This window comes from Streptomyces sp. E-08 (assembly GCF_049913095.1).
Classification (GTDB): Bacteria; Actinomycetota; Actinomycetes; order Streptomycetales; family Streptomycetaceae; genus Streptomyces.
On sequence record NZ_CP183971.1, the window covers coordinates 5,154,727 to 5,179,484 of the forward strand.

The window sequence follows — 24,758 nt, forward strand, 5'->3', positions numbered from 1 at the left end:
AAGTGGAACATTCTCAGAGCACAGGTGCGGGGCTGCTGCTCGCCGGTCGCTACCGGCTGGGCGAGTCCATCGGACGCGGCGGCATGGGCAAGGTCTGGCGCGCGCACGACGAGGTGCTGCACCGCGTCGTGGCGGTGAAGGAGTTGACGGCGGGCCGGTTCGTGGCCGAGGCCGACCGGCTCGTCCTGCACGCCCGTACGCAGAAGGAGGCGCGGGCCGCCGCGCGGATCACGCACCCGGGCGTGGTGACCGTCCACGACGTCCTGGAGCACGACAACCGGCCCTGGATCGTGATGCAGTACGTCGACGGGCCCTCGCTCGCCGACGCCGCCAAGGCGGCCGGCACGATCGAGCCGCGCGAGGCGGCCCGGATCGGTCTGCACGTCGTCGGCGCGCTTCGCGCGGCGCACGCGGCCGGGGTGCTGCACCGGGACGTCAAGCCGGGCAACGTGCTGCTCGCGCGCGACGGGCGCGTCCTCATCACCGACTTCGGCATCGCGGCGATCGAGGGCGACTCCACGATCACCCGTACCGGTGAGATCGTCGGCTCCATCGACTACCTGGCGCCCGAACGGGTACAGGGCGGCGACCCCGGTCCCGCCTCCGACCTCTGGTCCCTCGGCGCCACGCTCTACACGGCGGTGGAGGGCACGTCGCCGTTCCGCCGCACCTCCCCGATCAGCACCATGCAGGCCGTGGTGACCGAGGAGCCGCCGCACCCGGAGAAGGCGGGCCCGCTGGCCTCCGTCATCGTGGCCCTGCTGCGCAAGGACCCGGGGCAGCGTCCGCGCGCGGACGAGGCCGAGCGGATGCTGCTCGACGCGATGGAGGGGCGTGCGCCGACGGCCGCCCAGGCGTACGTGCCGACCCAGCGCGTGGCCAGGGAGGAGCTGGACTCGGCGGCGGCCGCGCACGCGGCGGACGGCACGGGTACAGGTGCGGGCACAGGCACAGGCACAGGCACGGGGAGCCTCGCGGGCGAGCCGGTGAAGGCGACCGCGCAGTGGCCCCATTCGGCCCGGCCGCCCCACGGACCCCACCAGCCCCCCGTACCGCACCCCACCCTCGTTCCCGCCTCCCCGCCCCCCTCGGGCCGCGGCCGCTGGCGCTCCGCCGTCCTCGCGGCGCTGCTCGCCGGGGTCGTCGCCGGCGGTGCCGTCTTCGCCGCCATGAACTACGCGGGAGGCGACCACGGCGCCCCGGGCGACGATGGTCGGACCACCTCCGCGACCTCTCCCGCCTCCAAGGGCTCCGGGGACGGCATCCCGGCCGGCTGGCGGCGCGTGGACGACCCCAAGGGCTTCAGCCTCCTCGTACCGAACGGCTGGAAGCGGCAGACGGAGGGCGACCAGGTCGACTACACCCCGGACAACGGCAAGCACCGCATCCGGATCAGCATCGACAAGAGCCCCGACTTCGAGAACCCGTACCTGCACGCCCTCGACCTGGAGCGCGTCCTGCAGAAGCGGATGAACTACGACCGGGTCAAGCTCGGCCAGGCCACCTACCGCGACCAGGTCCGCTCCGTCCTGTGGGAGTTCACCTGGACCGAGCGGAAGGACTTCCCCGGTCCCCGGCACGCGATCGACCAGATGTACTACGAGGACGACGGCACCGAGTACGCGATCTACATGTCCTCTCCGGAGTCGAGCTGGGAGAGGACGCGGGAGCAGTTCGACATCGTCCTCCAGCACTGGCGCGCGCCGGGGGACTGAGGGGCGGGAAAATCTCCGCGCTCGGCCCCTGCTGGCCGTAAGCCCCTGATCAGGCCTTATGTGCCAGTGATCGCTGGCGCGATGGTGTGAAGAGGGTGAAAACGCGTTACCGACGGGTACCCAAAGGTCGGAACGCGCCCTACGCTCGGGCTCATGACGGACTCGCAGGCCCCCGCCGCCCCCACGGTTCCCGCCGACACCGCCGCCGAGGCGGCCCGCCCGGCCGCCCCCGCCGGCGCGACCAACCCGGTCGCGCCCGCGCCCGCGGGCGTGCGGACCGCCGCCGACGTCGTGACTCCCGAACTGGTCGCCCGGCTCACGCGCGGCGTCGCCGGCTCCGGCCGGACCGCCAACCACACCCCCTTCACCGGGGAGAAGCTGGCGGACCTGCCCGAGTCCACCCCCGAGGACGTCGCCGAGGCCTTCACGCGTGCGCGTGCCGCCCAGCCCGCCTGGGCCGCCATCCCCGTCCGGGCCCGTGCCGCCGTCCTCCTGCGCTTCCACGACCTCGTCCTCCAGCGGCAGGCCGAGGTCCTCGACCTCATCCAGCTGGAGACGGGCAAGGCCCGCCTGCACGCCCACGAAGAGGTCCAGGCCGTCGCCGTCGCCGCCCGCCACTACGGCCGCAAGGCCTCCTCCTACCTGCGCGCCAAGCGGCACACCGGCGTCGTGCCGACCCTCACCAAGGTCACCGAGCTGCGCCAGCCGCGCGGGGTCGTCGGCCAGATCGCCCCCTGGAACTACCCCCTGGAGCTCTCCGTCGGCGACGCCCTCCCCGCCTTCGTCTCGGGCAACGCCGTCGTCATGAAGCCCGACACGGAGACCGCGCTCACCGCGCTCTGGGCCCGTGACCTGCTCATCGAGGCCGGCCTTCCCGCCGAGGTCTTCCAGGTCGTCCTCGGCGAGGGCCCGGTCGTCGGCCCCGAGGTCGTCGCCCACGCCGACTACGTCTCCTTCACCGGCTCCACCCGCACCGGCCGCGAGGTCGCCCGGGGCGCCGCCGCCCGGCTCGTCGGCGTCTCCCTCGAACTCGGCGGCAAGAACGCGATGCTCGTCCTCGCGGACGCCGACGTCGAGAAGGCCGCCGCCGGAGCCGTCCGCGCCTGCTTCTCCTCCGCCGGACAGCTCTGCATCTCCATCGAGCGGCTGTACGTGCACGAGTCGATCGCCGACGCCTTCCTGGAGCGCTTCGCCGCCCGCACCAGGGCCATGCGACTCGGCAGCTCCCTCGCGTACGGGGCGGACATGGGCTCCCTCGTCGGCGAACGGCAGCTGGAGACCGTCACCCAGCACGTCGAGGAGGCCGTCGCCAAGGGCGCCAGGCTCGTCGCCGGCGGCGTCGCCCGCCCCGACATCGGCCCGCTCTTCTTCGAGCCGACCATCCTCGACGGCGTCGAGGCCCCGATGGCCGTCTGCTCCGAGGAGACCTTCGGCCCGGTCGTCTCCGTCTACCGCTTCACGGACGAGGACGAGGTCGTCGACCTCGCCAACGCCACCCCGTACGGCCTGAACTCCTCCGTCTGGACGAAGGACTCGCGCCGCGGCCACTCCGTCGCGGCCCGGCTGCGCACCGGAACCGTCAACATCAACGAGGGGTACGCGCCCGCGTACGGCAGCGTGCAGTCCCCGATGGGCGGCATGAAGGACTCCGGGCTCGGCCGCCGCCACGGCTCCGAGGGCATCCTCAAGTACACCGAGGCGCAGACCGTCGCCCAGCAGCGGCTGATCCCGCTCGCGCCCTCCTTCGGGATGGACGACGAGAAGTACGCCGCGTTCATGAGCGTGTCCCTGAAGGCGATGAAGGCCCTGCGCCTGCGCTGACGTCCATCCCTGGCGACCTTTCCTTTTCACACCGTTCCGTACGAGGAGAGCCATGACCGCGGTACCCCCTGCCCAGAATCAGGGCGAGGACAGTTCGTACGACTACGACGTCCTCGTCGTCGGCTCCGGCTTCGGCGGTTCGGTCACCGCCCTCCGCCTCACCGAGAAGGGGTACCGGGTCGGTGTCCTGGAGGCCGGGCGCCGCTTCACCCGCGCGACCCTCCCGAAGAACTCCTGGGACCTGAAGAACTTCCTGTGGGCCCCCGCCCTCGGCCTGTACGGCATCCAGCGCATCCACCTGCTCGGCAACGTCATGGTGCTCGCGGGCGCCGGCGTGGGCGGCGGCTCCCTCAACTACGCCAACACCCTCTACGAGCCGCTGGCGCCGTTCTTCGAGGACCCGCAGTGGAAGGACATCACGGACTGGCGCGCGGAGCTGAGCCCGTACTACGACCAGGCCAAGCGGATGCTGGGCGTGCGCCTCAACCCGACGATGACGCCCTCCGACGTGCACCTGAAGGCCACCGCCCAGGCGATGGGGATCGGCGACACCTTCCACATGGCCCCGGTCGGCGTCTTCTTCGGGGACGGGAAGGACGGCGACGGGACCGCGAGGGCGAAGCCGGGCGGCGAGGTGCCCGACCCGTTCTTCGGCGGCGCGGGCCCCTCCCGCAAGGCCTGCACCGAGTGCGGCGAGTGCATGACCGGCTGCCGCCACGGCGCCAAGAACACCCTCAACGAGAACTACCTCCACCTCGCCGAGAAGGCCGGCGCCGTCGTCCACCCGATGACCTCGGTGGTCGCCGTCACCGAGGACTCGCGCGGCGGTTACGCGGTCAGGACCCTGCCGACCGACAACAGGAAGAAGGGCGCGGGCCGCACCTTCACCGCCGAGCGGGTGGTGATCGCCGCCGGCACGTACGGCACGCAGACCCTGCTCCACCGGATGAAGGACACCGGGCTGCTGCCCCGCATCTCCGGCCGGCTCGGCGAGCTGACCCGCACGAACTCCGAAGCACTGGTCGGCTCGCAGACCACCGACCGCCGCTACCGCAAGCGGCACGGCAAGGACCGGGTCGACTTCACCAAGGGCGTCGCCATCACCTCGTCGATCCACCCGGACGACAACACCCACATCGAGCCGGTCCGCTACGGCAAGGGGTCCAACTCCATGGGCGGCATGACCGTCCTCCAGGTGCCGTACGGCGCGCACCGGGTCCGCAACTGGCTCCTCGAACTGGTCAAGCACCCCGCCCTCGCCGTCCGCTCGCTGTCCAACCGCCGCTGGTCGGAGCGGACCATCATCGGCCTGGTCATGCAGTCCCTCGACAACTCGCTGACCACCTACCGCAAGCCCGGCGGCGTCGGAAAGGGCCTGCTCACCGCCCGCCAGGGGCACGGCGCGCCCAACCCCACGCAGATCGAGGCCGCGACCCGGGCCGCACGCCTGATGGCCGAGGAGATCAACGGCTTCGCCGGCTCCAACATCGGCGAGCTCATGGGCACCCCGCTCACCGCCCACTTCCTGGGCGGCTGCCCCATCGGCGCGGACGCCGACACGGGCGTCATCGACCCGTACCACCGGCTCTTCGGCCACCCCGGCATCTCCGTCGTCGACGGCGCGGCCGTCTCCGCGAACCTCGGCGTCAACCCGTCCCTGACGATCACGGCGCAGGCGGAGCGTGCCATGTCCTTCTGGCCGAACAAGGGCGAGGAGGACCAGCGCCCGCGGCAGGGAGAGGCGTACGTACGGCTCTCGGCGGTCGAGCCGAAGTCCCCCGCGGTCCCCTCCGAGGCCTTCGGCGCCCTGCGGCTGCCGTTCCTCGGGATGCCGGCGGTCCCGCCGAAGCAGGACTGACGCTCTTCGCGCGAAAGGGCGCTGCACCCCCCTCCGAGTGCAGCGCCCTTCCAGCTTTGGTGTTGCTGCTTAGATGACCCGCCGCCCCCGCGATTGGTTGTAGCGGTTGCACAGGTTCTTCGTGTGACGCGCGTCACGTCGTGTGGAGGGGTGTGAAAAGGGCCCCGCGCTCGCGATTCCGGTCGCGGCGCGGGGCCCTTCGGGTCGGCACCGGTGTCAGGGCAGCGGCGGCGCCGAGCGGGGCGGCGCCGGGGGGTTGCACCGCAGGGGGGAGGGGATCGGGAGATCGCCGGGACGGGGAGGAGGGGGTCGGGAGATCGGCCGGTTGCGGCCGGCCCCGGGCGTCCCCGGGACCGACCGCCCTTTCTGGGTGACCGGGCTGCTGTCCCCTGCTGTCCGGTCACACGCGCTGGTGCGAGGTCCCACGACGTACCCGAGAGGTACGCCACACGCCCCAGCGAAGCCACGCGTGGTTTCTACGGGCCCGCCCCTGGCTGGCACGGACACCCGGACCAACGAAGCCCGGCCGGAGCCGGTCACGCGCCGTACGGGTGAGAGCGGCCCCGAACTCGGGTGCGGGAACCCACCCGGGCGCGTCGCTCCGGCGGGGTCCCGGGGGTACGGCTTCCGGCGGGTGCTGTCGCCGTCGCCCAGATGCGGCCCCCGGGGGTGCGGCTCCCGGGGGTGCGGCCCCCGGTGGGCGCTGTCGCCGTCGCTCAGATGCGGCCCCGGCACAGCTCCAGCATCGTCATCGCGAGCGCCGTCCCCGGCTTGCCCAGCGCGTCCCTGTAGTGGCCGAGGACCTCCATCTCGCGGGCCAGGTTCACCCGGCGGCCGCCGGAGGTGATCCGGGCCTCCTGGATGACGGCCGAGACGGCCATCCGTTCCTGGATGAGGCCGATGATCCGGTCGTCGAGCGAATCGATCCGCTCGCGGGCGTCGCCGATCAGCGTCGCCGCCTCGTCCGTGCGGGCGCCGGTCTTCTCCGTGGTGGCGGTGTTCGTCGTCATGGTGGGGCTCCTCGTGGTGTCGGAGGCCCCGGAGCGGCACGGCCCGGAGGGAAAGCAGAACGCCCCGGGCCTTGTCGGCCCGGGGCGCCTGGGAAGTCGCTTGTCAGTTGCTCAAGCAGCACGACCATGGCAGCCGGTGGGCCGGTTGCCATAGGTAAACAGGAAGGTCGGGAGCTTGCGCATGGCCCCAGTATGGACCCCCTCCCGAAGCCGGGGACAACCCGGGTTCGGATGGTGAGACGAAAAGAGACACCGGCGCGCCGGTAGAATCGACAAATAGCCCCCCTTCGGGGGAACCCCAGGGAACCTCTCCTACCGCCGGAAGGCCGCCGTAGTGTCATCAGCGACTCCCGCTGCCGCGCCCGACGTCTCCAACCCGGACGTAGTCCTCGTTGTCGACTTCGGCGCCCAGTACGCCCAGCTCATCGCCCGTCGCGTCCGTGAGGCGCGGGTCTACAGCGAGATCGTCCCGTCCACCATGCCGGTGGCCGAGATGCTGGCCAAGAACCCGAAGGCGATCATCCTCTCCGGCGGCCCGTCGTCCGTGTACGCCGAGGGCGCCCCGCGCCTCGACCGCGCGCTCTTCGAGGCGGGCGTCCCCGTCTTCGGCATGTGCTACGGCTTCCAGCTGATGGCCCAGACCCTCGGCGGCACCGTCGACGACAACGGTGCCCGCGAGTACGGCCGGACCCCGCTGCACGTCTCCAAGGCCGGCTCCACCCTCTTCGAGGGCACCCCGGTCGAGCAGTCGGTGTGGATGTCGCACGGCGACGCCTGCTCCGCCGCCCCCGAGGGCTTCTCCGTCACCGCCTCCACGGACGTCGTGCCGGTCGCCGCCTTCGAGAACGACGAGAAGAAGCTGTACGGCGTCCAGTACCACCCCGAGGTGCTGCACTCCACGCACGGCCAGCAGATCCTCGAGCACTTCCTCTACCGCGGCGCCGGCATCGAGCCGAGCTGGACCACGGGCAACGTGATCGAGGAGCAGGTCGCGGCCATCCGCGCCCAGGTCGGCGACAAGCGCGCCATCTGCGGCCTCTCCGGCGGCGTCGACTCCGCCGTGGCCGCCGCGCTCGTGCAGAAGGCCATCGGCTCGCAGCTCACCTGCGTGTACGTCGACCACGGTCTGATGCGCAAGAACGAGACCGAGCAGGTCGAGAAGGACTTCGTGGCCGCCACCGGCGCCAACCTGGTCGTCGTCGACGCGCAGGAGCGCTTCCTCGACGCGCTCGCCGGCGTCTCCGACCCGGAGACCAAGCGCAAGATCATCGGCCGTGAGTTCATCCGCGTGTTCGAGCAGGCGCAGCTGGAGATCCTCCAGGAGGACGGCCCCGAGGTCGCGTTCCTGGTCCAGGGCACGCTGTACCCGGACATCGTCGAGTCCGGCGGCGGCACCGGCACCGCGAACATCAAGTCCCACCACAACGTCGGCGGCCTCCCCGACGACATCGAGTTCGAGCTCGTCGAGCCGCTGCGCCAGCTGTTCAAGGACGAGGTCCGCATGGTCGGCCAGGAGCTCGGCCTGCCGGAGGAGATCGTCCAGCGCCAGCCGTTCCCCGGCCCCGGCCTCGGCATCCGCATCGTCGGCGAGGTCACCAAGGAGCGCCTGGACCTGCTGCGCGAGGCCGACGCCATCGCCCGCGAGGAGCTCACCGCGGCCGGCCTCGACCGTGAGATCTGGCAGTGCCCGGTCGTCCTGCTCGCCGACGTCCGCTCCGTGGGCGTCCAGGGCGACGGCCGCACCTACGGTCACCCGATCGTGCTGCGCCCCGTCTCCTCCGAGGACGCCATGACGGCCGACTGGTCGCGCCTGCCCTACGAGGTGCTCGCCAAGATCTCGACCCGCATCACCAACGAGGTCCCCGACGTGAACCGTGTCGTCCTCGACGTCACGAGCAAGCCGCCGGGCACCATCGAGTGGGAGTAGTCGCTCCCACGTGTGCGTGAAGCCGTCGCCCCGGACCTCCGGGGCGACGGCTTCGTCGTGTTCACGTCCGGACTCTGGTGACTTGACCGGCCGGGCGTTACCTTCCGGCGCATGAGCGTGATACCGGACCCCGTCCCCGTCGAACGGCTCCACTTCGCCCTGCCGCCCGTCCACGCGACGGCCGAGGAGGAACGCACCCACCGCAAGCAGCGGCTCGCGGGCGCGCTCCGGCTCTTCGGGCGGCTCGGGTACGAGGAGGGCGTCTCGGGCCACATCAGCGCCCGCGACCCCGAGTACCCCGACTGCTACTGGGTGAACCCCTTCGGGGCGCCGTTCGAGGAGCTCGCCGCGAGCGACCTCATCCTGGTCAACGGCGAGGGACAGGTCGTCCGGGGCGGCCAGCACGTCAACCAGGCCGCCTTCACCGTCCACGCCCAGGTCCACCGGGCCCGCCCCGACGCCGTCGCCGTCGCCCACACCCACTCCGTCCACGGGCGGGCCCTCGCCGCGCTCGGCGAGCTCCTCGACCCGATCACCCAGGAGGCCTGCGCCTTCTACCAGGACCACGCCCTCTACGACGCCTACACCGGAGTCACCGTGGACGCCGAGGAGGGCCGCCGGATCGCCGTCGCCCTCGGCACCTTCAAGGCGATCGTGCTCCGCAACCACGGCCTGCTCACCGTGGGCACCTCCGTCGACGCGGCCGCCTGGTGGTTCATCGCCCTCGAACGCTGCGCCCGGGTCCAGCTGACCGCGCGAGCCGCCGGAAAACCCGTGCTCATCGACCACCACGAGGCCGTCGCCACCCGCGAACAGCTCGGCAGCGACCTCGTCGCCTGGATCAACTACCAGCCTCTGTGGCGCAGGATCAGTCGAACGGACCCCGAACTCCTGTCGTAACACCATCGCTTCACCCTTCTGTACGTCAATGAGATGGCGCGGCAATCACTCTCCGGCGGGGCGCACGCGGCAGGCGCGGGAGCCGCCGGTACGGCACAATTCCGTTGAATCAACGGTTGGTTGGCCCTTCGGGGCGCTCCGGTACGCATCGACGCGGGCCGTGAAGTGAGCTCCGGGAGTGAGTACCGTGGCGGTTCAAGAGGCGAGACAGTACGGCGAGCACGCGACGGCCTGTGCCGGCTGCGCCCACTGCGGGCAGGCCGGACACCGGAGGGCCGTCGCCGCGTTCCTGGCCAAGCGCGACGAGCTCGCCGCCGGGCACGGCGTCCCCGCGGCCGTGGCCCACTCTCCGGTCGCCGCCCGCCAGTGGGTCTCCGACGAGCTCGCCCAGTCCGCCCGAGCGGTGGCCGTCCGCGGCCGGGAGGCCGGGCCCGCCTGGCTCGACCGGGTGCGGCGCGGAGGCCTCGGCTCGGTGTGGGGAGCCGTCCTCGCACTCCTCCTCGGCGAGGCCCTCACCGCCGTCGGCGACGGCTGGACCGGCGCCCGCACGGCCGGCCTCTGCACCGCCCTGGTCCTCGCCGTGCTGCTCAGCGCCGCCGCCCACGCCCACCGGGCCCGGGGCGGTCTCCTCGCCCCCCTGATCGGCGAGGACAACCGGCTCTCCACCACCCGCGCCGTCGCCGCCGGCTGGCTCCTGCTCCTCGGCTACACCCTCCTCTTCCTGACCTTCCGGTCGCCGGGCGCGAACGCCTTCGGTCTGGCCCGGGGCGCGGGCCTGCTGACCGTCCTCGCCCTCGTCGCCTCCGTCACCGTCACCGCCCGTCTCGTCGTCGCCCTGGGGATCGCGGCCGGCCGCCTCCAGAAGGTGCGCGCCGACCGCCCGCGCGCCGCCGACCTGGTGTGCGACGACAGCGGCCGGGCCGCCCTCGCCGACGTCCAGTACCTCCTCGTCTCCGGTTCCGTCCTGGCCCTGGCCGCCGTCGGCCTGGCCCGCGACCCCGACCGGCTCCCCGAGGTGCCCTGGTCCCTCGTGCTGCTCGTCGGCGTCTCGGCCGCCTGGCACCTCGCCACGAAGTGCACCGAGGGCGTCCGCCCCACGATCCACTCCGTGGTCCGGTCCCGGGAGGCCGGCGACCTCGACGCCCCGATCCGCACGGGCGACGACATCGAGATCCGCGGCTGCGGCTTCGTCCCGCCCGGCGCCGGCGCCCCCGACCCGCTGACCCGGCTGGTTGTCCGCATCGGTCCCGTCCACGCCCACGTGCCGCTCGTCCCGGTCCCGGGCGGCTTCGCCAACCCCACGGACGCCGCCCTGACCGTCCCCCTCCCGGCGGACGTCGAGCCCGGCCGGGTGGAGGTCTCGGTCGTCACGGCCGCCGGAGTGGAGACCAACCGGGTCACGATCGACGTCGTGGACTGAGCGTCCCGCCCCCTTCCCGTGTCCCGGGCGCCGGGTGCGAGGAGAATCGTTCCGCGAACAGTCGTACGGGGTGTGGAGAGGTGACCGACGATGACGGGACAGACGGACCGACCGTACGACGCGGGCGACGGCCCGGGCGGTACCGGCGGGGGAACGGGTGACAGTGGCGGCCACGGTCACGGTCGCGATGACGGTCGCAGTGACGGGGGCGGTGACGGTCGCGGTGGCGACGGGCGCTTCGTCGAGCGGGTGGCCACCTTCGACCAGTGGAAGGCGATCGCCTCCCGCTATGCCCTCCTTCCCTTGCGGATCTTCCTCGGCGTCACCTTCATCTACGCCGGGCTCGACAAGCTCACCGACCCCGCCTTCTTCGCCGACACCGGCAGCGGCTCCATCGGCGAGATGATGCGCGGCGTCCGCGACGGCTCCGCGATCCCCGCCCTCGTCGACGTCGCCCTCAACAACCCGACCGGCTTCGGATACGCCATCGCCTTCGGAGAGCTCGCCGTCGGGCTCGGGACCCTCTTCGGTCTGTTCGCCCGGCTGGCGGCGCTCGGCGGCGCTCTGATCTCACTGAGCCTCTGGCTGACCGTGAGCTGGCAGGTGCACCCGTACTACCTCGGCAACGACCTGGCCTATCTGATGTCCTGGCTCCCGCTGCTGCTGGCCGGGGCCCCGGTGCTGTCGCTGGACCGGGTCCTCGCCGAACGGCGCCGTATTCGATAGGCGACCCAGGTCGCGAGGGCGGCGGTGCCCAGGCCGCCGCAGAGCAGCGGGATCACCGCGTACCACGGAGTGGTCCAGGCGCCGGCGGCGTCGCCCGCGTAGACGGCGGCCAGGGCGAGGGCGGTCAGGCCGACGAGCAGCCTGCCGGGGCGGAACTCATGAAGCAGCACGGGTGACCTCCACCTGTCCGAGTCCGACCTCCAGGGAGAGGTCCAGGGTGCCCGCCGGGGTGGTCCCGGCCGGCGGGGTGAGCGTCCGGGTGACGTCACGGTCCGGTTCGATGTCGATGTCGTCGGCGGGCGCGCCCGGTAGCTGCAGGTCGCCCAGGGCCACCTGGGCGTGCAGCTTGACCACCGCGTTCTTCGGGACGACCACCTTGAGCTTTCCTGCGCCCACCGAGGCCCGCGTCGTCGCCGTCGTGCCCGCCGGGAGCGGGAGCGCGGACAGGTCGAGCGTGCCGACGCCGGTGCCCAGCTCGTAGTCCGGCTGCACGGCGGCGACGGACACCGGCCGCCACGTCTCGCGGACCCATTCCGTGCTGATCCGGTCGGGCACCGCCGAGGACAGCGCGAGAAGGCCCGCCGTGACCACGGTCAGGAACACCGTCCCGAACCCGGTCCGTCCGAGGAAGCTGCTGACGACGAGGCCCAGGCCGAACACCGCGAGCGCGGCCGCGAGACCGATCTGCAGGCTGGTGCCCAGCGGGTGGGTGTCCCAGGTCAGGCCCGTCCCGAGACCGCCCGCGAGCAGGGCGAGAAGGAAGACCAGACCCCCGATGGAGAGCGGGCTCCGGCGGACTGAGGGTGTCGGACGCCCGGGCTCCGAGGGATCAGGGCCCCACTGACTGCCCGGCCTGGGCACCTCGCCGTTCACCTTGCCGTCGTCGTCGAGCATCCCGTGCGGACCCCACAGGTAGCCGATGGCCACCTTGCCCGTCGAACCGTCCTTGACGATCGGGTCCTTCCACCAGGAGGGGGACTCGAAGATCGGAGGGGCCTTGGTCTCGGGCGGCGCTTCGGCGACCGTGAGCACGGCGGCCGTGTCCGGTCTTCCGTCGGTCTCGCCGCCGGCCCGCCGCCGCTGCGACCAGACCGCGGCCCCGCACACCGCGAGCGACAGGACCAGGGTGAAGCCGAGCACCTCACCGCTGTGCAGGGTCGAGAGGAACACCCCGCAGCCGATCAGTGCCATCAGCAGCGCGGCGAGCGAGGCCCCGGACACCCGGCCCGTCAGCAGCCGGCGCCCCTCGCTCTCCTCCTCGCCCGCGAGCGGGATCAGCAGCCACGCGAAGCCGTAGAACACCAGCCCCAGGCCGCCGGCCACGGCCAGCACGCCGATCACCACCCGGAAGATCACCGGGTCGAGATCGAAGTGCCGCCCGAGACCTCCGCAGACGCCGCCCACGACGTTGCTTCCGCGCGAGCGCCGGAGCGGCGGGGCGGGATCGGCCTCCGCCGGCGGCGGGGCCTCGTGCTGCGAAGGCATCGAACTCGTCATGCCTCCATGGTGACGGCCGGTGACGCCCGGCGGCACCGGGGCCGACCCTGGCCCGACCCTGATATTCGCGGGGGCGTCGCCCCCGAGTCCGTACCAGGGACGATCTCAGGGCCGACCCTGATGTCCCGGGCGGGCCGAACGTGTGACGATCGGTGCATGTCCGCAACCGCTCGTGTCACCGAGACCGACGAACCGCCCGTGCGCAGGCTCTACCGGAGCGCCGACGGCCGGTGGCTCGGCGGTGTCGCGCGAGGCCTCGCGGGCCACCTCGGCCTCCCGGTCGTCTGGGTGCGCGTGCTGTTCGTGATGCTGTCGTTCTCGAACGGTCTGGGCATCGTGCTCTACGCGGTCTTCTGGATCGTCGTCCCGCTCGGCGTCGGCGGCCGGTCCGCCCCCCGCTCCCTCTTCGAGACCACGTCGGACGGGCGCCGCAGACTCCGCAAGCCCGACCGCGGCCAGGTCGTCGCGCTCATCGCGCTAGGCATCGGCCTCGCGGCCCTCGTGGGGAACGTCAGCGTCGACAACGAGACCGGACGTTACATATGGCCGCTGATCCTCATCGCGGTCGGCGTCGCCCTCGTGTGGCGCCAGGCGGACAACGCCCGACGCGCCAGCTGGACCGATCCCGGGCGCCACAGACGCGCGTTCCAGCTCGTCCGCGGCCTCGTCGGCGTCGGCCTCGTCGGCACGGGTCTCGCGGTCTTCGTGGTGGTCCGCGGCTCCGTCGCCCAGCTCGGCACGGCCGTCACCGCCGCCGTCGCGGTCCTCACCGGCATAGCGCTCCTCGCCGGCCCCTGGCTGGTCCGCATGTCGCAGGACCTCACGGACGAGCGGACCATGCGCATCCGCGCCCAGGAGCGCGCCGAGGTCGCGGCCCACGTCCACGACTCCGTGCTGCACACCCTCACCCTGATCCAGCGCAACGCCGACGACGCCGGCGAGGTGCGCCGCCTGGCCCGCGCCCAGGAGCGCGAGCTGCGGAACTGGCTCTACAAGCCCGAGGGCACCGGCAGGGACGAGGAGCCCGAGACCCTCGCGGAGGCGGTGAAGCGGGCGGCGGCCGAGGTCGAGGACAAGCACGGGGTCCCGCTGGAGGTGGTCGTCGTCGGCGACTGCCCCCTGGACGACAAACTGGCCGCACAGATGCAGGCCGCGCGCGAGGCGATGGTCAACGCCGCGAAGTACGGTGGCGAGGGCGGGGCCGTACAGGTGTACGCCGAGGTGGAGGGGCGCACGGTCTTCGTCTCGGTGCGGGACCGGGGACCGGGCTTCGACCTGGACTCGGTACCCGATGACCGGATGGGCGTACGAGAATCGATCATCGGTCGTATGCAGCGCAACGGCGGTACGGCCCGGCTGCGGTCACCGCAGGGCGGCGGCACCGAAGTGGAGCTCGAGATGGAGAGGGCGGACGGATGAGCGACGAGACCGGAGCGGCGACCGGAGCGGCGACCGGAACCGATGCGGGGGCGCAGGGCACGGAGCGCCGGGTGCGGGTGGTGCTCGTCGACGACCACCGCATGTTCCGCACCGGGGTCCAGGCCGAGATCGGCCGGACCGAGATCACCGGCGTCGAGGTGGTCGGCGAGGCCGCCGACGTCGACCAGGCGGTCACGGTCATCACCGCGACCCGCCCCGAGGTCGTCCTCCTCGACGTGCACCTCCCGGGCGGCGGCGGGGTCGAGGTGCTGCGGCGGTGCGCGAGCCTGATGGGGGCGCCCGAGGACCCGGTCCGCTTCCTGGCCCTGTCGGTCTCGGACGCGGCCGAGGACGTCATCGGGGTGATCCGGGGCGGTGCCCGCGGCTACGTCACCAAGACGATCACCGGGACGGACCTGGTCGACTCCATCTTCCGCGTGCAGGAGGGCGACGCCGTCTTCTCGCCGCGCCTCGCGGGCTTTGTCCTGGACGCCTTCGCCTCCACGGACGCGCCCCCGGTGGACGAGGACCTGGACCGGCTCACCCAGCGGGAGCGGGAGGTGCTGCGCCTGATCGCCCGGGGATACGCGTACAAGGAGATCGCCAAGCAGCTCTACATCTCGGTGAAGACGGTCGAGTCGCACGTCTCGGCGGTGCTGCGGAAGCTCCAGCTCTCCAACCGCCACGAGCTGACCCGCTGGGCCACCGCCCGTCGTCTGGTCTGAGCGGGGCTCAGCCGACCCGGGTCGCGCCGGCGAAGGGCATCTCGTCGATCGGCGCGACGCGCACCGGGGCGCCCGGGCGGGGGGCGTGGATCATCTGGCCGCCGCCGATGTAGAGCCCGACGTGGCTGATCCCGGAGTAGAAGAAGATCAGGTCACCGGGGGCGAGCTGGGAGCGGGAGACGCGCTGTCCGGCGTTGATCTGGGTGTACGTGGTGCGGGGCAGGGTGACGCCGGCCGCGCGCCAGGCCGCCTGGGTGAGACCGGAGCAGTCGTACGCGGAGGGGCCCGTCGCCCCCCACACGTACGGCTTGCCGAGCTGGGCGCGGGCGAAGGAGATCGCCTCGGCGGCCCGGGCGTTCGGGGCGGTCACCGGCCCGCGCACGCCGCCCGAGGAGCGGCCGGCGCGCACCGTCGCGGTGCCTCCGCCGGTGCCGGTGGCGCTCGGGTCGTCGGCCCCCGTCGAGGCGCCGGAGCCGTTCCGGGCCGCGGCGGCCGCCTCGTACCGCGCTCGCTCCTCGTCCGTCAGCCGGGCGAGGAGTGTCCTGGCCTCCGCCAGCTTGCCGACCACGGCCGCCTTCTGCCGCCGCAGCTCCGCCTCGTGGGCGCGCAGCGCGGTGAGCTTTCCCGCGGATTCGCCGCGCAGCCGCCGGATCGCGGCGAGCTCGCGCCGTACGGCCGTGACGGCGACCGCCTGCCGTTCCCCGGCCTTCTCGGCGAGCGCGGCCCGCTCCAGGTACTGGTCCGGGTCGGAGGTGAGGGCGAGCTGCACGGCCGGGTCCAGCCCTCCGGTGCGGTACTGGGCGGCGGCCATGGCCCCCAGTCCGTCCCGGGCGGTGTTGAGCCGCTCGGTCCTGCGGGCCGCCTCGTCGCGCAGCCGGTCGAGGGCCGTGCGCGCCTCGTCGGCCTTCTCCTTCGCCCCGTTGTACCGCTCCGTCGCGACCTCGGCCTCCTCGTAGAGCCGGTCGACCTTCGCCTTGACCTGGGCGGTGGTGGGCCGGGGGTCCGCGTGTCCGGACCCTTCGAAGAGCGTCGCCGTCGCCGCCGAGGCGAGGGCGAGGGTGGCGGCGGTACGGACCGCCGAGCCACCGAGGGGGGACGGTTTGGACTTCCGGTGCGCTGCCACGAGGGCGGGTCACATCCTCTTCCCTGGGGGGACGGTGCCCGCCGGGCCGACGGCGGGCCGCACAGGGGAGACGGACCGCCGCCGGGTTTTCTCGGCGGGGGTGACCGACGGCCGCCGGATCGCCGGCGGTGGTGGGGAGCCGGTCACCTGGTGGAGGACGCTAAACCTGGGGTCACGGCCGGATGGGGAGTTGACCGTAATTGGCGCCAGAAGGCGTGTCGGGGATCGATTTCTTTCGCCCGGAGTCCTGGAGTGAGGACACCCGGTCGGAAGGCGGTCCCGGCGCCCCGGTTAGGCTCCGCCCATGGACGTACTCATCAATGTCTTCGTCGCCCTGCACATCATCGGTATCGCCTCCCTCCTCGGCGGTTTCCTCACCCAGATGAAGGCGATGGGCGCCGGTACGGCCCGCTTCAGCCCCGCGATGCTGCACGGTGCGCTGACCATGCTGATCACGGGCATCGCGCTCGTCGGCCTCAACGAGGCCGACGACCAGACCGTGAACAACCTCAAGGTCGGCATCAAGCTCGCGATCCTCGTCGTGATCCTCGGCCTGGTCTACGTCAAGCGGGACGAGGAGAAGGTCGACAAGGGCCTCTTCGCCGCGGTCGGAGGCCTGACCATGGCGAACATCTTCATCGCGACCCTCTGGGTGTGAGGGCTTCCACAGAGACCCTTCCGAAGGCGGACCCGGATGTCGGTGGGGCGTCCTAGACTCGTGAGGCGATGAGCAGCCTCTTTGACGACAGCTTCCTGGCCGGCCTCCAGAACCACTCCTCGGAGGAGCCCCCGCCCCACCCCGAGGACGACGAGCACGGCTCCCCGGCCACGGAGGAGGTCCCGCACGACCTCTTCGGGGAGCACTTCGACGTGCCCCCGCCCGCCCGGGAGACGCACTACCGCGACGGCCACCCCCGGCCCGCTGTGGACCCCGCCGCCCTCCTGGACGGGCTGAACGAGCAGCAGCGCGCCGCCGTCGTCCACACCGACACCCCGCTGCTCATCGTCGCCGGCGCCGGCTCCGGCAAGACCCGGGTGCTGACCCACCGCATCGCCCACCTCCTGGGCACGCGGCACGTCCACCCCGGCCAGATACTGGCGATCACCTTCACGAACAAGGCCGCCGGCGAGATGAAGGAGCGCGTCGAGCAGCTCGTCGGACCGCGCGCCAACGCGATGTGGGTCATGACCTTCCACAGCGCGTGCGTCCGCATCCTGCGCCGTGAGTCGAAGAGGCTCGGCTTCACCTCCTCCTTCTCGATCTACGACGCCGCCGACTCCAAGCGGCTGATGTCGCTGGTCTGCCGGGACCTGGACCTCGACCCGAAGAAGTTCCCGCCGAAGTCGTTCAGCGCCAAGATCTCGAACCTCAAGAACGAGCTGATCGACGAGGAGAGCTTCGCCGACCAGGCCGCCGACGGCTTCGAGAAGACGCTCGCCGAGGCGTACCGGATGTACCAGGCGCGGCTGCGCGAGGCCAACGCCCTGGACTTCGACGACATCATCATGACGACGGTGCACCTGCTCCAGGCGTTCCCGGACGTCGCCGAGCACTACCGCCGCCGCTTCCGTCACGTCCTCGTCGACGAGTACCAGGACACCAACCACGCCCAGTACACCCTCGTGCGGGAGCTCGTCGGCACCGGGTACGAGGACCTCGGCCCGGCCGAGCTGTGCGTCGTCGGCGACGCCGACCAGTCGATCTACGCCTTCCGCGGTGCGACCATCCGCAACATCCTCCAGTTCGAGGAGGACTACCCGGACGCGACGACGATCCTCCTGGAGCAGAACTACCGCTCCACCCAGACGATCCTCTCCGCGGCCAACGCCGTCATCGAGCGCAACGAGTCCCGCCGCCCCAAGAACCTGTGGACGAACGCGGGCGCGGGGTCGCAGATCACCGGCTACGTCGCCGACACCGAGCACGACGAGGCCCAGTTCGTCGCCGACGAGATCGACCGGCTCACCGACGCGGGCGAGGCCAAGGCCGGAGACGTCGCCGTCTTCTACCGGACCAACGCCCAGTCCCGGGTCTTCGAAGAGATCTTCATCCGCGTCGGACTGCCCTACAAGGTCGTCGGCGGCGTGCGCTTCTACGAGCGCAAGGAGGTCCGGGACGTCCTCGCGTACCTCCGCGTCCTCGCCAACCCCGAGGACAACGTGCCGCTGCGCCGCATCCTCAACGTCCCCAAGCGGGGCATCGGCGAGCGCGCCGAGGCGATGATCGACGCCCTCTCCCTGCGCGAGAAGATCACCTTCCCGCAGGCCCTCAAGCGGGTCGACGAGGCGTACGGCATGGCCGCGCGCTCCGCGAACGCCGTGAAGCGATTCAACGCGCTCATGGACGAGCTGCGCACGGTCGTCGAGTCCGGCGCCGGCCCCGCCGTCGTCCTGGAAGCGGTCCTGGAGCGGACGGGCTACCTGGCCGAGCTCCAGGCCTCGACCGACCCGCAGGACGAGACCCGCATCGAGAACCTCCAGGAACTCGCCGCCGTCGCCCTCGAGTTCGAGCAGGAGCGCGGCGACGAGCCCGCGACCCTCGCCGAGTTCCTGGAGAAGGTCGCCCTCGTCGCCGACTCCGACCAGATCCCCGACGAGGACGAGGAGGGCCGGGGCGTCATCACGCTCATGACCCTGCACACCGCCAAGGGCCTCGAATTCCCGGTGGTGTTCCTCACCGGCATGGAGGACGGCGTCTTCCCGCACATGCGCGCCCTCGGGCAGACGAAGGAGCTGGAGGAGGAGCGACGCCTCGCGTACGTCGGCATCACGCGCGCGCGTGAGCGGCTCTACCTCACCCGCTCGTCGATGCGCAGCGCCTGGGGCCAGCCCTCGTACAACCCGGCGTCCCGCTTCCTGGAGGAGATCCCGCCCGCGTACCTGGAGTGGAAGCGGACCGGTCCGATGGTGAAGCCCGCCGGGCCGACCTCGGGGATCACGTCCTCGCTCTCCTCCTCCCGTTCGCGCTCCGGCCCCTCCGGCTTCGCCACCCGGCGCGCCGGCGAGAAGCCGGTGATCTCCCTCCAGGTCGGCGACCGCGTCACGCACGACCAGTTCGGCCTCGGCACGGTCGTGTCGGTGACCGGCGCGGGCTCGGACGCACAGGCGACGATCGACTTCGGCGACGAGAAGCCGAAGCGGCTGCTGCTGCGGTACGCGCCGGTCGAGAAGCTGTAGCGGGGCGGTACGGGAAAGGGCCCCGGCGATGATCCGCCGGGGCCCCGCCCTCGCTCGTACGCCGGAAGGCTCAGCTGGTCGGGTCGAGGCCGTGGCTGCGCAGCCAGGCCAGCGGGTCGATCGCGGAGCCGCCGCCGGGCCGGACCTCGAAGTGGAGGTGCGGGCCGGTGGAGTTGCCGGAGTTGCCGGAGTACGCGATGACGTCGCCGGCCTTGACGTAACCCGAGCGGATCTTGGTGCTGCTCAGGTGGCAGTACCAGGTCTCGGTGCCGTCGGGGGAGGTCACGATCGCCATGTTGCCGTAGGCGCTGTTCCACTGGGTGCGCACGGTGCCGTCGGTCGCGGCCATCACGGGGGTGCCGTACTGCACGGGGAAGTCGATGCCGGTGTGCACCGACATCCAGTTGACGCCGGACTGGCCGAAGCGCGCGCTGAGCTGGTGGAGCTTCACCGGCAGCAGGTACTTGGGACGCAGCGCCTCCTTGCGGGCCGCCTCCTCCTCGCGCTTCTTCTTGTCGGCGACCTGGCGGGCCTTGAGGTCGATGCGCTCCTGGGTGCGGCTGGCGCGGTCGCCGAAGTCGCGGGCGTCGGCGCTGAGCGCGGCGAGCTGGGTGTCGAGCGCGTTGTTGGCGGCGACCTGCTTGACGGAGGCCGGGTCGGCGGCGGCGAGCGTGGTCGTGTCGTCCTTCTGCCCGCCGGCCGGGGTGGTGCCGGTCAGGCCGCCGACGGAAGCGGCGGCGATGCCGGCGACGCCCATGACGCAGGCGGAGGGGACGGCGACGGTCAGCAGCGCGGACCGCTTGGCGGGGGTACGGCGCCGGCCGCGGCTGCCGCCGGAGGAGCGGCGTACGGGGCGGCCCGCGAGGGGCGACTCGGTCCGGAGCTCGGCGGCGGGCTCCGAGCCGACGGCCGGCTCGTCGTGGCCGTGGTCGGTGTGGTCGCCGTGGTCGAGGTCGCCGTCGTGCTCGTAGGCGTAGGAGTCGTCCTCGCCGCCGTCGAAGGCCTCGGGGGCTTCCGCGTCGTGGGCCTCGGCCGGGGCGTAGCCGGTTTCGGCCTCGTCGGCGGCGTGTTCCTCGTGCCCCTCGGGGGCGTACTCGAAGGCGAACGCGGCGGTGTGCTCGGCCTGCGGGGTGTACTGCTGGGGGACGACCGGCTCGGGCTCCGGGGCCGCGTGGTTCCACGCGGTCGCGTCGAAGGCGCCGGTCTCGGTCGCGAAGGCGGGGGCGGCCCACTGGCCGGTGGCGTCGTAGGCCTCGTAGCCGTACGTGCCCTGGGCGGCGTAGGCGCCGGCGTGGGCGGTCTCGTACTGGCCGGTGTGCTGGGCGTCGGTCCAGGCGGAGGCGTCCCACTGTCCGGTGCTGTCGTACTGCGCCGCGGTGGTCCCGTAAGCGCCGGTGGCCTCGTAGCCGGTGGCGGCGGTGTTCCACTGGCCCGTGGTGTCCCACTGGCCGGTCGTGTCGTACTGCCCGGTCGTGTCGTACTGCCCCGTCGTCGCGTACGTGCCGGTGGCCGCGTACTGGCCGAGGTCCCACTGGCCGCTGTGGTCGGCCTGACCGTCGGGGTAGGCGCCGAACAGCGGGTCGATGGCGAAACTGCCGGTGGTGTGGGCGCCGTCTCCGACGTACCCGGCGTGGGGGTGCTGGTCGTTCACCAACGTCTCTCTCGCCTCGGCAGCAGGACCAGTCCGGGGCGGGCCCGTGAGGGGTGTCCCGGGGGTAAGCAGTGGCGCGACTGTACCCGGCGGTATGCGCGGCGGACAATCTTCGGCGGGGTTCGGGCCCGCAGGAAAAGGGCAATCGACCGTGTTTCGCCAGGTCGGGTGGAGAGCTTTGGCCTTGTGTTCGATGAACGTTCGAAGAACGGTGTCGCGCGCTCAGGCGACGGAGGTGGACCCGGGTCCCTCTTCCCGCGTTCCGGAGGCGACCGGACCGCCCGCGTCGAGGGCCTCCCGGACCCCGGCGGCCACCGTCGGGTGCACGGGCAGCGCGAGGTGGCCGATCCCGCTCACCCGCACGTTGTGCACGAGCAGGTCGGGGTGGTCGAGGCACGCGGTCTCCACCGGCACCATCACCTGGTCCAGATCGCTCCAGAAGCTCACGAACCGGGTCCGGCAGCCGGGCGCGGGCCCCGCGAGCTCCCGCAGGACCTCCGAACCCGGCCGCATCTGCCGCACCAGCGGATGCGCGTCCGCGAGCGGGGCCACCGTGGTGCCCGCGTGCGGGGTACCGAGCATGACCAGGGTTCGCACCCGGCTGTCACCGCCCAGGCGCTGCACGTAATAGCGGGCGATCAGCCCGCCCAGACTGTGCCCGACGACGTCGACCTCGGCGTGCCCGGTGCGGGCGCGGATCTCGTCCACCCGGCGTCCCAGCAGCTCGGCGGCGGCCCGCAGGTCGCAGGTGAGCGGGGAGTAGTTGAGCGACTCGACGCAGTCACGGCCGTTCCGGGTGAGGGAACGGCGCAGCAGCACGAAGACCGAACGGTTGTCGACGAAGCCGTGCAGCAGGATCACCGGGCGGCTGCCGCTGCCCTGCGTGATCGTCGTGGGGGTCGGCGTGTCGGCCGGGTCGGGGTCTTCGGCAGAGGTCTTGGAGGACGTCTTGGGTGAGGTCCCGGAAGGGGTCCTGGCGGAGGTCGGGGCGGGCGAGAGCCGCTCGGCGACGATCCCGGACGGGTAGAGGACGAGATGACCGGCCAGGATCGCGACTTCCAGCGCGGTGGCCTTCATCAGGGCGGTGACCTTGGTGAGCTCCATGGCCGGCCTCCCGATCGGCACGCGGGGCCGAACGGTACGCCGGTCCGCCGCGCCCCCGCGCCGCACGGACGGCGGCACGGGGGCGCGGCGACCTCGTCGCGGCTCCCTTCGCGACCGGCCCCGCTCGCGGCTGGTGGGCCCAGGAGGAGGGCCCGAAAGCGGGGACGGCGCAGAGCGAACATGTCCCACGTGTGATTTCCCCCTCGGTGGCCTCCGCGAAACGGCCGGGTGCGGGATGCTGGGGATAACGTTCGTTCACCTCCCCGGCAATGAGGCGCGGGGGTCGCATGTGGAGGCAGTGATGGGTGTGAGCGGTCCGATCCGCGTCGTGGTCGCCAAGCCGGGTCTCGACGGCCACGATCGTGGAGCCAAGGTGATCGCGCGGGCGCTCCGCGACGCCGGCATGGAGGTCATCTACACCGGGCTCCACCAGACGCCCGAGCAGATCGTCGACACCGCGATCCAGGAGGACGCCGACGCGATCGGCCTCTCGATCCTCTCCGGAGCGCACAACACGCTGTTCGTGAAGGTCCTGGAGCTGCTCAAGGACCGCGACGCGGAGGACATCAAGGTCTTCGGCGGCGGCATCATCCCCGACGCGGACATCGCCCCGCTGAAGGAGAAGGGCGTGGCGGAGATCTTCACGCCGGGTGCGACGACCACGTCCATCGTCGACTGGGTCAACGCGAACGTCCGCGTCGCCGCGTAGTCCGCTGCGCGTGCGCATACGGCCACAGGGCCCTCCCGTTCGGGAGGGCCCTTTCGCCGTCCGGGGCGGGGCTGCTCCGGTCGGGCGGCGGTCGCGGTCGGGTGGCGGACTGCAGCCGTGGTCGGGCGGGGATCGTGGTTGGGATGGCGGTCGTGGTCGGATGGCGGATCGCGGTCGGGATGGCGGTTCTGGTCGGGCGGTGGATCTTGGTCGGGATCGCGGTCGTGGTCGGGCGGTGGGTCGCGGTCGGGATCGCGGTCGTGGTCGGGCGGTGGGTCGCGGTCGTGTGGTGCTACGGAGTCGGCGGGGCCGCGGCGGGGTGCGGCGGCGGTGTGAGTTCGGCATGCATCGCCGCGCGGAGCCGGAGCGTGGAGACCAGGCGCTGGAACGCCTCCGCCCAGTAGTCGCCCGCGCCGGGGGAACTGTCCTCCGCCTCGTCGGACCGTGCGGTCAGGGACTCCAGCTGACGAGCCGCCTCCGGAGCGAGGCAGCGCTCCGCCAGGCCCATCACCCCGCTGAAGCTCCACGGGTAACTGCCCGCCTCCCGCGCGATGTCGAGGGCGTCGATCACCGCCGCGCCGAGCGGCTCCGCCCACGGAACGGTGCAGACGCCCAGCAGCTGGAACGCCTCCGAGAGCCCGTGGGCCGCGACGAACGAGGCGACCCAGCGCGCCCGTTCCTCCACGGCAAGCGTCGACAGGAGCTGGGCCCGCTCGGCCAGGGACGAGGTGCCGGGGCCGGTCGCGGGCGGGACCGCGGGGGAGCCGAGCAGCGCGCGCGACCACGCCGGGTCCCGCTGTCGTACGGCCGCCCTGCACCAGGCCGCGTGCAGTTCGCTCTGCCAGTCGTCGGCCACCGGCAGCGCCACGATCTCCTCCGGGCTCCGCCCGCCGAATCTGCCCGGCCAGGAGGACAGCGGTGCCGCCTCGACGAGCTGGCCGAGCCACCAGGAACGCTCGCCCCGGCCCGCCGGAGGCGTCGCCACCAGGCCGTCCCGCTGCATCGCCGCGTCGCACTCGTGCGGGGCCTCGACCGCGATCGTCGGCGTCGGGGCCGTCCGGTCGAGGCCGACACAGGTGGCCGCCCGGCCCGCCATCCGGCCCGCGAGAGCGGAGGCGGGCAGCGCCGACAGCAGCTCGGCGGCGGTGGCCCGGACGTTACGGCTCCGGTCGCCGAGGGCCTCCTCCAGGAACTCCTCGTCGGCATCGGAGAGTCCGGTACGCAGCGAGTCCAGGAACATCAGCCGGTCCTCCGCCCGCTCGGCGGACCAGGTCGAGGCGAGCAGCGCGAGACCGGCGGCCGGGTCGTCGGTCCGTACGGCTGCCAGCAGGGCGACCCGCTCGGCGAACAGGCCCTCGTCCCACAGGGCGCGGACCCCCTCCGGGTCCTTCGGGGACGGGAGGCCGCCGCCCGCGCCCGTGCCCCGGAGGGCGAACCTCCACTCGGGGTTGAGGCGGGCCAGCCACAGGCCGCGCGGACCGGCCAGACGGAGCGCCTGGGGCCGCAGGTCGGTGCGGGCCCTGGCCGCGTCGAGCAGCGCCGGCAGGGCGGCGGGCGATGCCCTGTAGCCGTGCCGGTTGGCGAGGGCCAGCCACTGGGGGAGCAGCTCGGCCAGGTCGGGGGCGGCCCCGCGCCGCCCGGCGGGCGAGGGCGCGGCGCGGCCCGCGAGCAGCTGGTCGAGGCGGCGCCGGGCGGCCTCGGGCAGCGGCGCGCGCGGGTCCTCGGGAGCGGGCTCCGGCAGGGGCGCGGCGATGCCGGGCCGCAGACCGGCCCTGCGCCGTACGGTGTGCAGCGCGGCGGCGTCGAGCAGCGCCCCGGGTACGTCCCGGGCCGCCAAGGGGCCCGGCAGCCGGGCGGGAGGCCGTCGATCCGTCCCCAGGAGCGCCGAGCTGACGAGCTCCTCCCAGAGCCGGGCGGCCCCGTCGGTGGTCGTGGTCGTGTCCATCGGGCTCCTCCCGTGGGGTGGTGCGGGGTGA

Annotated in this window: 19 protein-coding genes; 12 read left to right on the forward strand and 7 right to left on the reverse strand. The window is 72.7% G+C overall.

Annotated elements, in window-relative coordinates:
• Window positions 1-2 precede the first annotated feature (2 nt).
• The 3 genes from ACN9MM_RS23930 to ACN9MM_RS23940 all read left to right on the forward strand — a co-directional run bounded on the left by ACN9MM_RS23930 (window position 3) and on the right by ACN9MM_RS23940 (window position 5,394).
• Window positions 3-1,715, forward strand: a complete 1,713-nt coding sequence (locus tag ACN9MM_RS23930) for a serine/threonine-protein kinase (RefSeq protein ID WP_426365614.1) — start codon at window positions 3-5, stop codon at window positions 1,713-1,715.
• Between the two features lie 153 nt (window positions 1,716-1,868).
• Window positions 1,869-3,536: a succinic semialdehyde dehydrogenase gene (locus ACN9MM_RS23935; RefSeq protein ID WP_426365616.1), complete on the forward strand. Its 1,668-nt coding sequence runs from the start codon at window positions 1,869-1,871 to the stop codon at window positions 3,534-3,536.
• A gap of 52 nt (window positions 3,537-3,588) precedes the next feature.
• A complete protein-coding gene (locus tag ACN9MM_RS23940; RefSeq protein ID WP_426365617.1) occupies window positions 3,589-5,394 on the forward strand; it encodes a GMC oxidoreductase in 1,806 nt (601 codons plus the stop codon).
• A gap of 716 nt (window positions 5,395-6,110) precedes the next feature.
• Here the strand turns inward: ACN9MM_RS23940 and ACN9MM_RS23945 are convergent.
• A complete protein-coding gene (locus tag ACN9MM_RS23945) occupies window positions 6,111-6,404 on the reverse strand; it encodes a chorismate mutase (protein ID WP_426365619.1) in 294 nt (97 codons plus the stop codon).
• 334 nt (window positions 6,405-6,738) lie between these two features.
• Here ACN9MM_RS23945 and guaA point away from each other — a divergent pair, with 334 nt between their 5' ends.
• From guaA to ACN9MM_RS23965, 4 genes are all read left to right on the forward strand, one after another.
• Window positions 6,739-8,331 (forward strand): glutamine-hydrolyzing GMP synthase, encoded by a 1,593-nt coding sequence (gene guaA, locus ACN9MM_RS23950; RefSeq protein WP_382871923.1) that lies wholly within the window; start codon window positions 6,739-6,741, stop codon window positions 8,329-8,331.
• Between the two features lie 111 nt (window positions 8,332-8,442).
• Complete coding sequence (locus tag ACN9MM_RS23955) at window positions 8,443-9,231, forward strand: class II aldolase/adducin family protein (protein ID WP_426365621.1); 789 nt, start codon at window positions 8,443-8,445, stop codon at window positions 9,229-9,231.
• Between the two features lie 187 nt (window positions 9,232-9,418).
• On the forward strand, window positions 9,419-10,651 hold the full coding sequence (locus tag ACN9MM_RS23960; protein ID WP_426365622.1) for a hypothetical protein: 1,233 nt from the start codon (window positions 9,419-9,421) through the stop codon (window positions 10,649-10,651).
• Between the two features lie 90 nt (window positions 10,652-10,741).
• The gene (locus ACN9MM_RS23965) at window positions 10,742-11,377 is read left to right on the forward strand and encodes a DoxX family protein (protein ID WP_426365624.1); all 636 of its coding nucleotides are present in this window, start codon (window positions 10,742-10,744) and stop codon (window positions 11,375-11,377) included.
• Here the strand turns inward: ACN9MM_RS23965 and ACN9MM_RS23970 are convergent.
• Both ACN9MM_RS23970 and ACN9MM_RS23975 read right to left on the reverse strand, forming a co-directional pair.
• Window positions 11,287-11,547: a hypothetical protein gene (locus tag ACN9MM_RS23970; RefSeq protein WP_426365625.1), complete on the reverse strand. Its 261-nt coding sequence runs from the start codon at window positions 11,545-11,547 to the stop codon at window positions 11,287-11,289. The two genes, ACN9MM_RS23965 and ACN9MM_RS23970, sit on opposite strands and share 91 nt — an antisense overlap.
• Window positions 11,534-12,874: a PspC domain-containing protein gene (locus ACN9MM_RS23975; protein WP_426365626.1), complete on the reverse strand. Its 1,341-nt coding sequence runs from the start codon at window positions 12,872-12,874 to the stop codon at window positions 11,534-11,536. Before ACN9MM_RS23975 ends, ACN9MM_RS23970 begins: the two co-directional genes overlap by 14 nt.
• A 156-nt stretch (window positions 12,875-13,030) precedes the next feature.
• On the opposite strand from ACN9MM_RS23975, the gene ACN9MM_RS23980 reads away from it, so the two are divergent.
• Together ACN9MM_RS23980 and ACN9MM_RS23985 are read left to right on the forward strand one after the other, a co-directional pair.
• Window positions 13,031-14,293 carry a PspC domain-containing protein gene (locus tag ACN9MM_RS23980; protein WP_426365628.1) on the forward strand — a complete coding sequence of 421 codons (1,263 nt, stop codon included), beginning with the start codon at window positions 13,031-13,033 and terminating at the stop codon, window positions 14,291-14,293.
• Window positions 14,290-15,018, forward strand: a complete 729-nt coding sequence (locus tag ACN9MM_RS23985) for a LuxR C-terminal-related transcriptional regulator (protein WP_426365629.1) — start codon at window positions 14,290-14,292, stop codon at window positions 15,016-15,018. The genes ACN9MM_RS23980 and ACN9MM_RS23985 overlap by 4 nt, the downstream gene beginning before the upstream one ends.
• A 7-nt stretch (window positions 15,019-15,025) precedes the next feature.
• On the opposite strand, the gene ACN9MM_RS23990 is transcribed toward ACN9MM_RS23985, so the two are convergent.
• A complete protein-coding gene (locus ACN9MM_RS23990; RefSeq protein ID WP_426365631.1) occupies window positions 15,026-16,141 on the reverse strand; it encodes an NlpC/P60 family protein in 1,116 nt (371 codons plus the stop codon).
• A gap of 304 nt (window positions 16,142-16,445) precedes the next feature.
• Between ACN9MM_RS23990 and ACN9MM_RS23995 the strand changes: the two genes are divergently transcribed.
• Both ACN9MM_RS23995 and pcrA read left to right on the forward strand, forming a co-directional pair.
• A complete protein-coding gene (locus ACN9MM_RS23995) occupies window positions 16,446-16,799 on the forward strand; it encodes a hypothetical protein (RefSeq protein WP_383668006.1) in 354 nt (117 codons plus the stop codon).
• Between the two features lie 68 nt (window positions 16,800-16,867).
• On the forward strand, window positions 16,868-19,318 hold the full coding sequence (gene pcrA / locus ACN9MM_RS24000) for a DNA helicase PcrA (RefSeq protein WP_426365633.1): 2,451 nt from the start codon (window positions 16,868-16,870) through the stop codon (window positions 19,316-19,318).
• Between the two features lie 70 nt (window positions 19,319-19,388).
• Here the strand turns inward: pcrA and ACN9MM_RS24005 are convergent, their stop codons facing one another.
• Window positions 19,389-20,969, reverse strand: a complete 1,581-nt coding sequence (locus ACN9MM_RS24005) for a M23 family metallopeptidase (protein ID WP_426365635.1) — start codon at window positions 20,967-20,969, stop codon at window positions 19,389-19,391.
• A gap of 222 nt (window positions 20,970-21,191) precedes the next feature.
• Complete coding sequence (locus ACN9MM_RS24010; protein WP_426365636.1) at window positions 21,192-22,073, reverse strand: lipase family alpha/beta hydrolase; 882 nt, start codon at window positions 22,071-22,073, stop codon at window positions 21,192-21,194.
• A 301-nt stretch (window positions 22,074-22,374) separates the two neighbouring features.
• On the opposite strand from ACN9MM_RS24010, the gene ACN9MM_RS24015 reads away from it, so the two are divergent.
• Window positions 22,375-22,782 carry a cobalamin B12-binding domain-containing protein gene (locus ACN9MM_RS24015; protein WP_030549125.1) on the forward strand — a complete coding sequence of 136 codons (408 nt, stop codon included), beginning with the start codon at window positions 22,375-22,377 and terminating at the stop codon, window positions 22,780-22,782.
• 292 nt (window positions 22,783-23,074) lie between these two features.
• Here the strand turns inward: ACN9MM_RS24015 and ACN9MM_RS24020 are convergent, their stop codons facing one another.
• On the reverse strand, window positions 23,075-24,727 hold the full coding sequence (locus tag ACN9MM_RS24020; RefSeq protein WP_426365637.1) for a DUF5691 domain-containing protein: 1,653 nt from the start codon (window positions 24,725-24,727) through the stop codon (window positions 23,075-23,077).
• Window positions 24,728-24,758: the final 31 nt, after the last annotated feature.